At 39.8% G+C, this 13,889-nt stretch carries 15 protein-coding genes and 1 tRNA gene; 4 read left to right on the plus strand and 12 right to left on the minus strand.

Annotated elements, in window-relative coordinates:
• Positions 1–5: 5 nt before the first annotated feature.
• The 6 genes from ACX3PU_RS08135 to ACX3PU_RS08160 all read right to left on the minus strand — a co-directional run bounded on the left by ACX3PU_RS08135 (position 6) and on the right by ACX3PU_RS08160 (position 4,204).
• Positions 6–1,229, minus strand: coding sequence for an NADH-quinone oxidoreductase subunit D (locus tag ACX3PU_RS08135; protein WP_459084507.1), 1,224 nt, complete (start codon positions 1,227–1,229; stop codon positions 6–8).
• Between the two features lie 26 nt (positions 1,230–1,255).
• Positions 1,256–1,750, minus strand: a complete 495-nt coding sequence (locus tag ACX3PU_RS08140) for an NADH-quinone oxidoreductase subunit C (protein ID WP_459084508.1) — start codon at positions 1,748–1,750, stop codon at positions 1,256–1,258.
• 62 nt (positions 1,751–1,812) lie between these two features.
• A complete protein-coding gene (locus tag ACX3PU_RS08145; RefSeq protein ID WP_459084509.1) occupies positions 1,813–2,370 on the minus strand; it encodes an NADH-quinone oxidoreductase subunit B in 558 nt (185 codons plus the stop codon).
• A gap of 24 nt (positions 2,371–2,394) precedes the next feature.
• On the minus strand, positions 2,395–2,766 hold the full coding sequence (locus tag ACX3PU_RS08150) for an NADH-quinone oxidoreductase subunit A (RefSeq protein ID WP_459084510.1): 372 nt from the start codon (positions 2,764–2,766) through the stop codon (positions 2,395–2,397).
• 120 nt (positions 2,767–2,886) lie between these two features.
• A complete protein-coding gene (locus ACX3PU_RS08155; RefSeq protein WP_459084512.1) occupies positions 2,887–3,075 on the minus strand; it encodes a hypothetical protein in 189 nt (62 codons plus the stop codon).
• Position 3,076: 1 nt separating this feature from the next.
• Positions 3,077–4,204: a GNAT family N-acetyltransferase gene (locus tag ACX3PU_RS08160; protein WP_459084513.1), complete on the minus strand. Its 1,128-nt coding sequence runs from the start codon at positions 4,202–4,204 to the stop codon at positions 3,077–3,079.
• A 121-nt stretch (positions 4,205–4,325) separates the two neighbouring features.
• Here ACX3PU_RS08160 and ACX3PU_RS08165 point away from each other — a divergent pair, with 121 nt between their 5' ends.
• Complete coding sequence (locus ACX3PU_RS08165; protein WP_459084514.1) at positions 4,326–5,021, plus strand: zinc metallopeptidase; 696 nt, start codon at positions 4,326–4,328, stop codon at positions 5,019–5,021.
• 19 nt (positions 5,022–5,040) lie between these two features.
• Here the strand turns inward: ACX3PU_RS08165 and ACX3PU_RS08170 are convergent, their stop codons facing one another.
• Positions 5,041–5,652 (minus strand): IMPACT family protein, encoded by a 612-nt coding sequence (locus ACX3PU_RS08170; RefSeq protein ID WP_459084515.1) that lies wholly within the window; start codon positions 5,650–5,652, stop codon positions 5,041–5,043.
• 214 nt (positions 5,653–5,866) lie between these two features.
• Between ACX3PU_RS08170 and tnpB the strand changes: the two genes are divergently transcribed.
• Positions 5,867–7,063 (plus strand): IS200/IS605 family element RNA-guided endonuclease TnpB, encoded by a 1,197-nt coding sequence (gene tnpB / locus ACX3PU_RS08175; RefSeq protein ID WP_459084516.1) that lies wholly within the window; start codon positions 5,867–5,869, stop codon positions 7,061–7,063.
• Positions 7,064–7,470: 407 nt separating this feature from the next.
• On the opposite strand, the gene ribD is transcribed toward tnpB, so the two are convergent.
• The 5 genes from ribD to rbfA all read right to left on the minus strand — a co-directional run bounded on the left by ribD (position 7,471) and on the right by rbfA (position 13,115).
• Positions 7,471–8,520 (minus strand): bifunctional diaminohydroxyphosphoribosylaminopyrimidine deaminase/5-amino-6-(5-phosphoribosylamino)uracil reductase RibD, encoded by a 1,050-nt coding sequence (ribD, locus tag ACX3PU_RS08180; RefSeq protein WP_459084517.1) that lies wholly within the window; start codon positions 8,518–8,520, stop codon positions 7,471–7,473.
• Positions 8,521–8,569: 49 nt separating this feature from the next.
• Complete coding sequence (locus tag ACX3PU_RS08185) at positions 8,570–10,612, minus strand: DUF349 domain-containing protein (protein ID WP_459084518.1); 2,043 nt, start codon at positions 10,610–10,612, stop codon at positions 8,570–8,572.
• A 104-nt stretch (positions 10,613–10,716) separates the two neighbouring features.
• Positions 10,717–11,454: a shikimate dehydrogenase family protein gene (locus ACX3PU_RS08190; protein ID WP_459084519.1), complete on the minus strand. Its 738-nt coding sequence runs from the start codon at positions 11,452–11,454 to the stop codon at positions 10,717–10,719.
• 86 nt (positions 11,455–11,540) lie between these two features.
• Positions 11,541–12,746: an ABC transporter permease gene (locus tag ACX3PU_RS08195; protein WP_459084520.1), complete on the minus strand. Its 1,206-nt coding sequence runs from the start codon at positions 12,744–12,746 to the stop codon at positions 11,541–11,543.
• 6 nt (positions 12,747–12,752) lie between these two features.
• Positions 12,753–13,115: a 30S ribosome-binding factor RbfA gene (gene rbfA, locus ACX3PU_RS08200; RefSeq protein ID WP_459084521.1), complete on the minus strand. Its 363-nt coding sequence runs from the start codon at positions 13,113–13,115 to the stop codon at positions 12,753–12,755.
• 93 nt (positions 13,116–13,208) lie between these two features.
• Between rbfA and mce the strand changes: the two genes are divergently transcribed.
• Positions 13,209–13,607 carry a methylmalonyl-CoA epimerase gene (gene mce / locus ACX3PU_RS08205; RefSeq protein WP_459084522.1) on the plus strand — a complete coding sequence of 133 codons (399 nt, stop codon included), beginning with the start codon at positions 13,209–13,211 and terminating at the stop codon, positions 13,605–13,607.
• A 62-nt stretch (positions 13,608–13,669) separates the two neighbouring features.
• Positions 13,670–13,743 (plus strand) — tRNA-Ile (locus tag ACX3PU_RS08210).
• Positions 13,744–13,889: the final 146 nt, after the last annotated feature.

Raw genomic sequence — 13,889 nt, forward strand, 5'->3', positions numbered from 1 at the left:
TTTTATTAGGCGTCAAGTTCTCCGGCAATGACATTCATTGAACACATAGTGACAATGGCATCCGAAATCATTTGACCTTTAATCATTTCAGGGTAAGCTTGGTAAAAGATAAAGCAAGGACGTCTAAAGTGCAGTCTGTAAGGGCTTCTTCCGCCGTCGCTCACTAGATAAAATCCAAGTTCTCCATTTCCTCCCTCTACACAGTGGTACACTTCTCCTTTAGGAACTTCCGTTTCTCCCATGACAATTTTGAAATGGTAGATAAGAGCCTCCATACTGTTGTAGACCTCTGCTTTTTCTGGAAGATAAAATTCGGGGACATCTTCATGGAAGTTTCCTTCCGGTAGATTCTTGTAGGCTTGTTCAATGATTTTTAAACTTTCCCAGACCTCGTGTTGTCTGACCATGAATCGGTCGTACGTATCTCCTGCGGAACCTATCGGCACCATGAAGTCAAAATCTTCATACGAAGAATAAGGGGAGTTTACACGGACGTCGTAATCGACACCCGCCGCTCTTAAGTTAGGACCTGTAAATCCATAGCTTAAGGCACGTTCTGCCGAAATGGGTCCCGTTCCAATAGTTCGGTCCATGAAGATTCTGTTTCTTTCGTTCAAGGCACAAAATTCACCCCAAATTTTAGGGAATTTTTTTAACCAAGTCTGAAGAAGTTCGTGGAACTTAGGAGTGAAATCTCTTTCAAATCCACCAATTCTACCCATGTTTGTGGTCATCCTTGCTCCGCAAATTTGCTCGTACATTTCGTAGATGGCTTCACGCTCTCTAAAGAGATAGGTAAGTCCCGTGATGGCTCCTGCATCCATTGCAGTAACCCCATTGCATACCATATGGTCGGCAATTCGGGCAAGTTCCATCATAATCACTCGCATGTAATCGACACGTTTGGACACTTTGCATCCAATTAGTTTCTCAACCGTCATGTGCCAACCTATATTGTTAATAGGTGCCGAACAATAATTCATTCGGTCGGTGAGGGTCGTGATTTGAGAAAAATTTCGGCGCTCTGAAATTTTTTCAAACGCGCGGTGAATATACCCTACGGTTTGTTCACCGTGTACAATTCGTTCCCCGTCCATGGTAAGCACGTTTTCAAAGATACCGTGCGTTGCCGGGTGCGTAGGTCCAAGGTTCAGCGTATAGAGTTGACCGTCGATTTGTTCCTTGGCATCGAATTGGTTAATTATATTGGAGAGTTGATTGTCTTTCATAATAGGCTCTTGTTAATGGGTAGGCATTATCTACCAAACATGTTATCGTCCTTGTCGCTACGGGTTCCGTCTTCGAGACGGTATTCTTTTAGCATCGGGTGGTATCCCAAATCCTCCATGTTTAAGATCACGCGAAGGTCAGGGTGTCCTGAGAATTTGATTCCAAAAAAATCATAGGTTTCTCTTTCCATCCAGTTGGCTCCTGCGTAAAGATCCGTAAGGGTTTCAAACTCGGCACCTTCTTTCTTGGTAAAGGATTTAATTCGTAAACGGAACTTTTCCTTCATGTTATGAAGATGGTAAATTACACCCAGTTCATTGTCAGTATCCTCTGGATAGTGAATGCCCGTAATGTCCGTTAAAAAGTTAATTTCGAGCGAAGAATCGCGTAAAAAATGGACGATCTTTTTTAAGTCCCCTTTCTTTACCACTAGCGTTAACATACCGTAGGGCTCACTAAAGGAGAGGATGCTATCTTGAAATTCTCTTTGCAGAGCTTCTAAAACGAATTCGTTATTCATGTTGTTTCTTTATTTGCGCAGGCTTCCCAAAAGAGGTCTGCTTTATTGTGCCCTCAAATAGTTTAGTTGATTCCGTAAGACTCTAAAAGAGCTTTGTACTGGTCGGAATCTCTTCTTCGAATGCTTTCACTTTCTGCCAAGGCTTGTACCTGCATGACTCCTTCAATGATTTGCTCTGGTCTTGGAGGACAACCGGGTACGTAGACGTCTACAGGAATAATTTTGTCGATTCCTTGTAACACGGAGTAAGTGTCAAAAATCCCTCCGCTAGAGGCGCATGCACCCACTGCCACAACCCATCTAGGTTCTGCCATTTGGGTATATACTTGCTTAAGCACGGGGCCTAATTTCTTAGAAATAGTTCCACAGACCATTAGCATGTCCGCGTGGCGTGGAGAAAAGGAGTTACGTTCCATACCAAAACGACTTCCGTCGTATGTGGGATTCAGAAACGCCATGTATTCAATTCCACAACAAGAGGTCGCAAAGGGAAGAGGCCAAAGGGAGTGCTTTCTTGCAAGTCCCACCACACTGCTGAGCTGGGTCGCGAAGAAACCTTCTCCTTCAAGTCCTTCCGGTGGAGTTGCGTCCATTCTAATTACGGGTTTGTTATCTGACATAATGTTTGTTTTAATAATTAATGTTTAACGGTCCCAATCTAAGGCCCCACGTTTCCAAACGTATAGGAAGGCCAAGAAGAAAATAGAGACAAACGTAAGTACGGCTAAAAAGCCTTCAATTCCAAACTCGCGGAAATTCACCGCGTAAGGATAAAAGAATACGATTTCTATGTCGAAAAGAACGAATAGAACCGCGGTCAAGAAATATTTAACAGAAAAGGGTGTTCTTGCATTTCCTTCCACATCCACACCGCATTCAAAACTTTCGTTTTTCTTCGTATTGCCCTTCACTTGCTTCGGTCCAAGAAAATGGGTGCCGAGAAGAGATAAGAGCACGAAACTAAGTCCTATCAATCCTTGGAAGAGTATAGGGATATAATTTTCAGGTAAATTCATAGCAACTGCATTAAATAGTAGATGCAAATTTAATGAATTAATGATAGAAAAAAAATATGAGGTATAGAAAAGACTTTTTAAATGAACAGAGGGTGTTCAATTTAGAATTGTTATAAATAACTATTCTTTTTTGTTTTTTTTCAGCTTTCTGATCAAAACGAATGCGAGAATAGCGATATACAAAAACAGCACGCTCGTGGCTAAAATGTTGATCGCTGCATTGGTTCTTGGATCCTCCACCTCGAAAAAGAGGTTGTATGCAATGTAAAGTACGACCAGAGCAGCATATACGAGAAGGTGCTTTTTCATTTTAGGAAAGTTTTTTACTATAAGTCCTTCTTCGTTTGTGATTAACGGGATGGTAATCTTGCCACAAAACTTGAATGTTTTTGTTTTCTTCTAGTTCAGGGTTGGTTTCTAAGAATTTGATTCCTTTCTTTTTGAACGATTTGTAGATTTCTGTAAAAATAATGGAGGTGATTCCTCGTCTTTGGTATTCTGGGTGGATGCCAATCAAATAGAAGTTGGCTCGTTCGTTTTTGCGTCCTGCGGAAAGGAAATGCATCCATCCGAAAGGCCACATTTTCCCTTTCGATTTTTGCAATGCTTTGGAATAGGAAGGCATTGTAATGGCAAATGCAACCAATTTCCCACTTGAATCGCAAACACAGACGACATAATCTTTGTGAATGAAATTGAAGTACTTCTCCTTGTACATTTTGATCTGTTCAGGAGAGATAGGAGTATAGGTGGATAAATTTCGATACGTTTCGTCAAGAAGTTCAAACATCGGTTCCACAAAAGGAATCAGCTCTTTTTTGGATTGAAATTTTAAAACCTTTAAACCGTATTTTTCCAAGACAAGGTTGTAAAAACGCACTACTTTTTCGGGAAGGATTTCAGGGAAGGTTAATTCGTATTCAACCCATTCTTTTTCTTTTAGAAGGCCGTGGCTCTCCATATGCTGAGGGTAGTATTCGAAATTATATAGCCCAATCATAGTGGCCAGACGATCAAATCCCATGGTAAGCATTCCTGCTTTGTCAAGGTTTGTGATCCCCATTGGGCCTTCAATTGTGTTTATTCCCTTTTGCCTTGCGTATTGAGCAGCGGTGTCAAGCAATGCTTTGGATACATCAAGATCATCAATGAAATCCAGCCATCCGAAACGCACTTTTTCTACCCCCAATTCTTTTCTCTCTTTGTGGTTGATCATCACGGCAATACGACCTACGACTTTACCGTTTTTTAGCGCAATGAACTGCTTGGCTTCTGCGTAAGCGAGGGCCGGATTTTGGGCGGGATCCCAGATTGATTTTTCATCCTGAATTAAAGAAGGAACGAAATTCGGGTTATTTCGATATAAATCCATTGGGAATTGAATGAATTTCATCAAGTCATCCTCAGATTTAACTTCTTGTACAGAGAGTTGTGGCATTTTTCTAGATTGAATTGGCAAAGATAATTATTAATTTTTTAGTGGACGTATTTGGCACGGTTTTTCCTTCTTTTTTAGTATATTCGGCATTCGAAAATTATGAAGCAATACAATAAGAAATATGGGTAGTTATTATTTGATTATAGGGCTGGTGTTTATTGTCAGCATGATTGTGCAAAATAAGCTAAAATCTAAGTTTGCACACTACAGTAAGGTTCATTTGCAAAACGGACTTTCTGGAAAAGAAATTGCAGAGAAAATGCTTCGCGACAGTGGAATTCACGACGTGCAAGTTATTTCTGTGCCGGGTCAATTGACTGACCACTACAATCCGCAGAACAAAACCATCAATCTCTCCGAAGGAGTTTATATGCAACGAAATGCAGCTGCAGCGGCAGTCGCTGCCCATGAAACGGGCCATGCGGTTCAGCATGCGACGGCTTACGCAATGCTTACGCTACGCTCCAAGATGGTACCCATGGTAAACATATCGTCAAGACTACTTCAGTTTGTTCTGATGGCTGGACTTGTGGTTCTTGCGATGAGTGGAAACAAAACCGTACTTCTTGTCGGAGTAATTTTGTTTGCTGTGACTACTGCATTTGCCTTTGTCACCTTGCCTGTGGAGTATGATGCAAGCAATCGCGCTTTGGCCTGGCTGAAAAGCAGTGGAACCTTAGCGAACAAAACAGAATACGAAGGAGCTGAGGATTCCCTTAAGTGGGCTGCAAGAACGTATGTGGTTGCCGCCTTGGGCTCTCTTGCTCAATTGATTTATTTTGCCTCTCTGCTTTTTGGCGGAAGAAGTAATAATTAGAAATGAAATTATACTGAAATTAGAGAATCTCCTCTATTTCAAATTGAACAGACGGCATTTCAGCAAATTGGTTTGAAATGTCGTCTTTTTGTGAAGTTTTGATTCTAGCCGTGATCTGGCAACTTTGGTCTGCATCAAATTGTAGAACTTTTGCTTGCAGTTTGTTTAAAACCGTAAATATTACATTTTGAGAAGCGAATGGAAATGTGACTCGTACAAGTGATTCTAATTCTTGGGTTATGATTTTACATTCTTCCAGCGTTAATATAGCAGACTCCTTGTAGGCCTTTACAAGCCCTGATACGCCAAGCTTTGTTCCTCCATAATAACGAACTACAACGAGTAGTACGTTGGTGAGTTCATTGGATAGCAGTTGATTGTAAATCGGAAGTCCGGCACTTCCAGAGGGTTCTCCGTCATCATTGGCGCGGTAATTCTCTCCCTCAAGTCCAAGGCGAAATGCATAACAGTGATGGGTGGCCTTAGGATGCGCGGCTTTAATGTCAATTAAGGCCTTTTGAAATTCTTCTTCGGTTGAAATCGGATATAAAAACCCAATGAATTTACTTCCTTTTTCTTTTGTTAAAATGTTTTCGACCTTTGAGGCTGCTGTTTTAAACTCCGTGATCATACTGCGAAAATAAGAAAACTTTTGACCAAAGAAAACTGCCCTTTAAAAGGGCAGAGAATTGCTTTGTTTACTAGACGGTCCTAAATAATGTTTTGAATGATTGGTACGAAGGTAATTGGATTGCATACTATAGCTTTTTGCAAATGTTTTTCACCTAAAGACGTAACCTTTTACACAAGTGGTATTTATCGCATAAATGTCGTAACTTGCATAAGTGACAACGGTAAATAAGACATATCGCTTTAGATTGATGCCAAATGAAGAGCAGGAGGTACTCCTTGCTAAACATTTTGGATGTACACGTTTTGTTTACAATTACTTTTTAAATGAGCGCAAGCAGCAGTACCAAGCAGATAAGAAGTCTGACACCTATTATGCGCAAGCAGCCACATTAACTAAAATAAAAAAGCAAGAAGAAACGAATTGGCTGAAAGAAGTTAATAGCCAAAGCTTGCAGTTTGTTTTAAGGTCTTTAGACACGGCTTATCTAAACTTCTTTCGTGGAAATGCACAATTTCCAAAGTTCAAATCACGTCGAAACAAGAACAGTTTTACAGTACCACAATTCGGTAGAATTGATGACGGTAAATTAATTATACCTAAATTCAAAGATGGCATCAAAATCAAGATGCACCGTGAATTGAAAGGAAAGATTGGTAAGGTGACCATAACCCGAACACCAACAGGGAAATATTTTGTTTCAATCTTTACTGAACAGGAAATTGAGCAGTTAACAAAAACAGATAAGCAGGTTGGTATAGATTTAGGGATTAAAGACTTTGCGATTACCTCCGAAAATAGGAAATTTAAAAATAATAGATATACAAAAAAATATGCACGGAAATTAAAAAAAGCACAACAACACTTATCTCGTAAACAAAAAGACAGTAATGGGTTTGAAAAACAAAAGCTCAAGGTTGCAAAGATTCACGAGAAAATCGCAAACAGTAGGTTAGATACCTTACATAAAGTTAGTAAAGAGCTTGTTGAATCCTATGATTTAATAAGTATTGAAGACTTAAACGTAAAAGGTATGATTAAAAACCACAAATTATCTAAACATATTGCTGATGCAAGTTGGGGTAATTTTGTCACACTACTTCAATATAAGTGTGATTGGTATGGGAAAGAACTTATAAAAGTTAATCGTTTCTATCCCTCGTCAAAAACTTGCAACGTGTGTGGTTGTATAAATCAAGACTTAAATCTTTCCATAAGAGAATGGATTTGTAGCAACGGTCATAAATTAGACCGTGACCATAATGCTGCAAAGAACATTCTCAAAGAGGGATTAAAAATATATGGGCAGGAACTGTCCATTACAAAGGTGGAGAGAAAATCAGACGTTAGCAATAACGCACACTCTATGAAGCCCGAAGCCCAGCCCATCGCCTCTAGCGTGGGTGGGTAGTTCACTAACTAACTTGGTGTTTTAATAGCCAGGTTGTTTTTTGCATAAAGAGCAGAGTGTATTATTTTGCGGCTAAAACCTCGTATTGGAATTGTTTCCAAAAGGAAAGAGAAGGTTCAATTTGAACTAAATTTGAACTTTGTAGATCTTCTACAGAATCATTCTCATTTTTAAAACGCAGATGAATTTTTTCGATAGTTGATTTTCAACGAAAACGCATGCATAAAATCTAGATTGTTGTCCCAAAGTTGCATGTCATGGGATAGTGTCGAATCGAATAAGAGATTTGACTTTCTGCGAAAATTGGGTCTGTCTTCACGAGAAATTGCGCAGCTTCTCGGTGTAACCCAAGAGGCTGTGAAGAAATCAAATCAACGTCTTAAAAAGAAACTAGGGGATAGATATTTTCAACTTGAAGAGCTGTTAAAAAAGGAGTAATCGTTTTTGTATTCCGTCAAAAGATTATTTCCAATAGTCCACTTTTGAGTTGCTAAGGAATTAATTGTGGGTGCAAGGGTTCCTTTTTCTAAAAAAAGTTCTGGATTTTGAATTTGGTAGGCAGTGTCCCATAGACCTAGCTCTAGGAATTGCCTATGCATTTGTGCTCCTCCTTCCACTAGTACGGATTGAATACCACGAAGGTGAAGTTCTGTTAAAAGATTCGGAATTAGATTCGTAGAATCTATTTTCATGTATTCGATATTGCCCTCAACTTGCTGTTTTTTGGAATTAAACACCAAGGTAGGAGCCTCTAGATTAAAGAGTGGGGTGTCCGTAGAGAGTTTTAAATCTAAGTCAAGAACAATACGGATTGGATTTCTGCCCTCTATATGACGTACCGTAAGGCTTGGTTTATCCCTTTGTGCCGTGCGGGTTCCTACAAGAATGGAATGTTCTTGATGCCTTAACAAATGCACCCACTGATTAAGTTTAGGGTTAGATATCGAGGTGGGTTTGAAGTCTTGATCTAGAAAACCATCTGCAGATTGTGCCCATTTTAAAGTGATATAAGGTCTTTTTTTTATCTGCGAAGTTATAAAGCGTTTGTTTAACTCTCTTGCTTTTTCTTCGAGAACTCCTACACAGACCTCAATTCCGGCTTCTTTAAGCAGTTTGACCCCTTTGCCGTCCACCTTTTCACTTGGATCTAAAACGCCAATGACAACTCTTTTAAATCCTAGTTCCTTCACCCTAAGTGCGCAGGGCGGAGTCAGGCCGAAGTGACTGCAAGGTTCTAATGAAACGTAGAGGGTTGATTCCTTTAAGATAGAATGGTCCTCGATTTGGCTTATGGCATTGATTTCCGCATGCGGTGATCCTGCCTTTTGGTGAAAGCCTTCCCCTATGATTTTGTCATTGTGTGTAATAACTGCACCCACGATTGGATTTGGATAAGTGTCTCCAAGCGCTTTTTGGGCAAGTTCCAAGCATCGTGTCATATAGGCCTTATCGCTCATGGTAATATTTTAAAAGAGCATCTCCTAAAAGAAACGCTCTTATATTTTGTTATTCTCCTGTGATGATATGATGGAGGCTTACTTTTAGTCGTTCCAATTGTTCTTTTTTCTCGTCAAGCTTTTCGTAGGTGTCTTTCAGTAAAGGATTCTCACGTCCAGGCGATTGGAAGAAACTTAGGTTGGTCTCCAGATTGGTGACTTGTGTCTCAAGGTCTGCAATTTGATTTTTAATCTTTCTTGCTTTGTCCGTTAATTGGCTCTCGGAAAGATTTTCATCCTTAAGGTCGTATTCGCTAAGATTGTTTAGTTTTAATTTTTCACGTAGCAATTTGTTGAACTGACTATGGATGTAAAGTCGATCTTTTGGAACTTTGCCTAAGGCATTCCAACGAGCTTTTATGTCTTCTATTTTTGCCTCACTGTCCGCGTGGTTTGTCACCGAGGCGAGTTCGTCCATTAACAATTTCTTCGCTTTGAAATTGTCAAGCCAGTTGTCCTGAGCAGCAGGGCTTTTTGTACGGAAATTGGTGAAGAAGACATTGCACGCTTCTCGGAAATCATTCCAAGTAGACTGCACGGTATGGCGCGGGGTAGGTCCAATGCGCTTCCATTCGCTTTGTAAGTTTTTGAATAGGGGTACCATCTTGTCCCAATCTTCCGAATTCATGTTTTGCTTGGCCGTTTCAATCAGCGATAATTTTTTCGATAGGTTTTCTTGCTGGGCACTCTTAATGGTTTTAAAAAACTTGTTTTTTGCCGAATTGAATTGACGCACTGCTTCTTTAAACTCGGACCAAGTTTCGTTTACATTCTCTTTTGGAACGGATCCTATTTTTAAGAAGGTGGATCGTATTTGTTCTACCTTACTCAAGGTGTCTTTGAAGTTGATATTATTGTCAGGAACAATCGTACTTGTGATTCCTTTAATCTGGGTAATCAGCTCACGTTTCTTTTTTAAGTTCTCGTCATGCAGCGCATCCATTTGGGTGTGAAGTTCCACGCGTCGATCGTGAATCTGATTGGAAATGGCTCGGAATTCATTCCATGTTGATTCACGGAACTCTTCTGCCACAGGTTCGCCCTCTTCTTTCCATAATTTATGAAGATACTGAAGTTCATTGAGTGCTTTTTGAACCGGTTCTTTTAGAAGATCTTTTGCACGTTCAATGATATGCTGACGCTTTTCAAGGTTGTGCACATGTTCCTGTTCTAAATATTCTTTGTTAAGGTCCAAAACCTGATAAAACTGATTCAAATGATAGTAATAATCGTTATTCAATAATTTGAATTGAGACTTTGCCACTTGCCCCGCGTCATTCCAATCTTTTTTGATGGAGCGGATTTCATGAAAAAGGTTAATTCCTGGTTCGCTAGAGGTGTATAGATTTTTTAGTCTCTCTAGAATGGCTTGTCGCTGAGTTAGATTTTCTTCGAACTGTTTTTCTTGGTCTTTCACCCATTCTACGTGTTTTTCTTTGAAAATGGAGATAAGGGCTGAGAGTTTTGATTGAAAAGGGTGTTCATAATCAAAGTCGGATTCAAGACTTCCGTCGGCAAGGAACTGTTTTCGTTTTTGATCCGTTTCAAACGATATTTTCTTAGTAGACCAGTCTTTTAATTGATTGAATGATCGGATTCTCTCTCCTGCATCAGGAAGGTTCACTAGCTTTTCGAGGTCGCTCAGAAGATTTTCGACCGAGTCCGATTCGTGAGAGCCTATTTTTTTTCTGTTGCCGACAGGATCTTGCTTTTTACTTTTGGAGGAGGGAGCGTCTTTTTTTTCTTCGCGATCAATTTCTGAAAGGACTTTCTCCTCAGGAATTTCAAGGGAAGGAAGCGTTTCTACATTTTGTGCATTTGCTGTATGCTGAGTCATGATCTCGGTATGCGAGGTACTTGGGGAATCCGGAGCCACTTGATCGGTAAGCTGCTCCTGTTTTTTAGGGTCAATTTCCGAAAGCACCTTTTCCTTTGGAATCTCGAACGGTTCTTGCTGCTCCATGTTTTGGCTCGGATCTAAATTTTGAGGCGTGTGCTCGCTCGGATTTGTATTGTTTTCGGGGTTTGTCGCATTGGAATCCTGCATACTCATAACTTCTGACTTTATGTTAGTGGTCTCTTTCACGCGCCGTGTGAAAATAGCCCGTTAAATATAGACATTTTTTCGATTTCTTTCGTAGTTGGGCTTTTTTTCGTTCACGGTAGGGACTTATTCCATAGAGCCCAGGCTTTTTCTGCTTGCTGTTCCAGCATGAAATAGCCATTTAAGCATTTTGCTCCTTGATCGCTTGCTTTTTTAATAAACTGCGTATATTCTGGATTGTAAATCAGATCAATCACCAAATGCTTAGTTCCTAGTGCTTCAAAGGGGAAGGGGACACTGTTTTCAAGGTCTGGATACGTACCCACAGGCGTGCATTGCACAATGAGTGAGGCTGACTCCACTTGACTCTTGGTCAAAGATTCAAAGTTTTGAGACGATTTGCGTTCAATAACTTGGTAGGGGATTTCAAGTTTATCTAGGACGTATTTAACCGCTTTCGCAGCACCGCCATTCCCTAGGATTAGGGCGGAATTATGGTGCTCTTTGCGATGCAATTCAAGCGTTTTTTCGAAGCCGTAAGCATCGGTATTGTATCCGACCCATTGCCCGCCCGTTATTTTCACTGTGTTTACAGCGCCGATTACCTTCGCTTCTGGGCTAAGCCCATCGAGAAAGGGAATGATTTGTTCTTTGTATGGAATGGTGACATTAAACCCTTTTAAGTTTTCCTTTTGAATTCGCTCTTTGATATGGCTTAAGTCTTCCAAGTCTAGTAGGAAATAATTGTAATTTTTCAAAAATAATTTTCTAAACTTTTGGGTAAAATACTTTTGTGAAAAAGAATAAGAGATTCCCTTTCCAACGAGTCCGTAATTTGCCTGTAATTCCATAAATCAAATATACATAATTTCACACGCATTTGCGCGACGAGAATGGTTTCAATGCTTTTTTTGGAACTTTTGGCTTGAGGCTTGATTTAATCTGCAGGGAAGGGGTCTTTCTTGATTTTTGAAAACAACCAAGAAACCAAAAGACCAAATACAAGGGCGACTCCCGCGACTATGAAATAATTTTCGAGGGTGATTCTCACAGGGAATGGAAGTTCAATGCCTGCTTTGAAAAGTCCTGTTTGCATTTGAATCACACACAGAATGGTTCCAATTGCAAGTCCTAAGAAGATTCCAATCACAACGATAAGTACTCCTGTATAGAAATAGATTTTTCGTAGCTGCGCTCTTGGAAACCCTAGAGAAATTAAAGACATGGCTTGCCTTTTCTTATCGAGTTGAAGAATGATGATCGCACCTGCCAAGTTGAAAGTAGTAATCAAAATAACAAGAGAAAAGATTAGATAAATCATAAGCTTCTCTGTGTTGATCATTTTCCAAAAGGCTGCGTTTTCTTCGTTTTTCGTATTTATTTGGTATTCGCTACCCATTTGTTTTTTAAGGGCTGCTTTTACACTAGAGGCCCGGGTTGGGTCGTGGAGTTTGGCAACAATTTTATATGCACTTTCATTGGAAGTGCCTAAGAGAGATTGAGCAAGACTAATAGGGGCAATAATGTAGTTGTCCAATTGATCGTTTCCTGGGAATACCCCCGTAGCAATAATTTCTTGTTTTTCAAAAATGTCCGCCTCTGAATTGATGAGTCCAACTCCTGGTTTAGGCATGTAAATGAACGCAGGTTTTAGCGTCTCTCCCACAGGAATGGCCAGGCGGTTGTCCAAATTGTTTTCTAAAATAACTTCCTTGCCTTTTCGAAGATCCGGCAGTTTTCCAAAGAAAATTCGTTTGTCTATGGGATTTACTTTTGTGTAATTTGAATCGACCGCTCGTAAATAGGCTATTTCACCTACGCCGCCGTAGTTGAGGTAGACTTTTTCTTCAATTAATTTGGAGTAGGCCTCTACTTCTTTTTGTTTTTCTAGGAGTTTCGTAATTAAAACGGGATCCTTAAGCTGTTTTTCAGAAGTACTTGAGATGGTAATGTCCGCATGCAGATCTGAAATAAGAGCCTTGTTGAGGTCTTCCAGTCCGGTAAAAACAGACACAATGATGAACATGGAGGCTACAGCGGTCATCATTGCAAAAGCGGCAAGCCACGTAATAAACGTGACTGCAGTTGAGCCTTTTTTAGCTATTAAATAGCGTTTTGCAATGTAGTATGCTGTACTTGCCACCTTTCCTTATAGTGTGGGATTGTCTCCTTCGCCCTTTAATTCTTTCTCAATTCTTTCCACGTCGTCCAGCGAAGTGTCTAGGTAGAATTGAAGCTCTGGAATAATACGGACCTGTTTTCCCATTTTCTTCCCTAAGAAATTTCGATATTGAGATTTGTTCTCTTCGATTTCTTTCATAATCGCTTTACGATAATCGTTCGGGAATATACTTAAATAGATTTTTGCAATACTTAAATCGGCAGAAACTTTTACATCCGAAACACTTACAAGAAAACTTTGCTTGCTCTCTGAGGCTTGTTTTCTAAATAATTCGGAAAAATCTTCCTGAATGATTTGGGCGACTTTTCTTTGTCTGTTACTTTCGTTCATGGCGCAAATTTACTACTTTTGTTTGAATATTCTCTCGCTCTCGCTGGACTCTATTGTAAGAGTTGGCTAAGGTGTATTAAGAACTTAAATACCATGAAAATTGAACATTTAGGAATTGCCGTGAAATCGCTTAAAGAATCCGATTCACTTTTCGAAAGACTGCTTGGAAAGGGTAGTTACAAAAAAGAAGAAGTGGAAAGGGAGGGAGTGATTACTTCTTTTTATCAAATAGGAGAGAGTAAAATCGAACTTTTAGAATCCACCAAACCGGAGTCTGCAATTTCAAAATTTATTGAGAAACGAGGGGAAGGGATTCATCATCTTGCTTTTGGAGTGGAGAATATCGAGGCTGAGGTTGAAAGGCTGAAAAAAGAAGGTTTTGAATTTGTTTCGGAAGAGCCAAAGAAAGGTGCAGATAATAAGCTCGTTGTATTTCTTCATCCCAAATCTACTGGAGGAGTGCTCGTGGAATTGTGTCAAGAAATTAAATAATTCTTTCAAAAGTCGATGGAAAGTGTTATTTTTGCAATCCAACAAAAGTAATATATTAATAAGGTCCTATAGCTCAGTTGGTTAGAGCACCTGACTCATAATCAGGTGGTCCCTGGTTCGAGCCCAGGTGGGACCACTATTTGAAAATCAAGCACTTACAGCACTGTAAGTGCTTATTTTTTACCACCAAATTTCAAATTGGTACAACAATGATCCAACATTTTGAAGAAACGAAGTTATTTTGATTTGACTAAAAACCACACATAATAGTGACTACAACGG

The sequence above is a fragment of the Chryseobacterium sp. A301 genome, assembly GCF_054489425.1.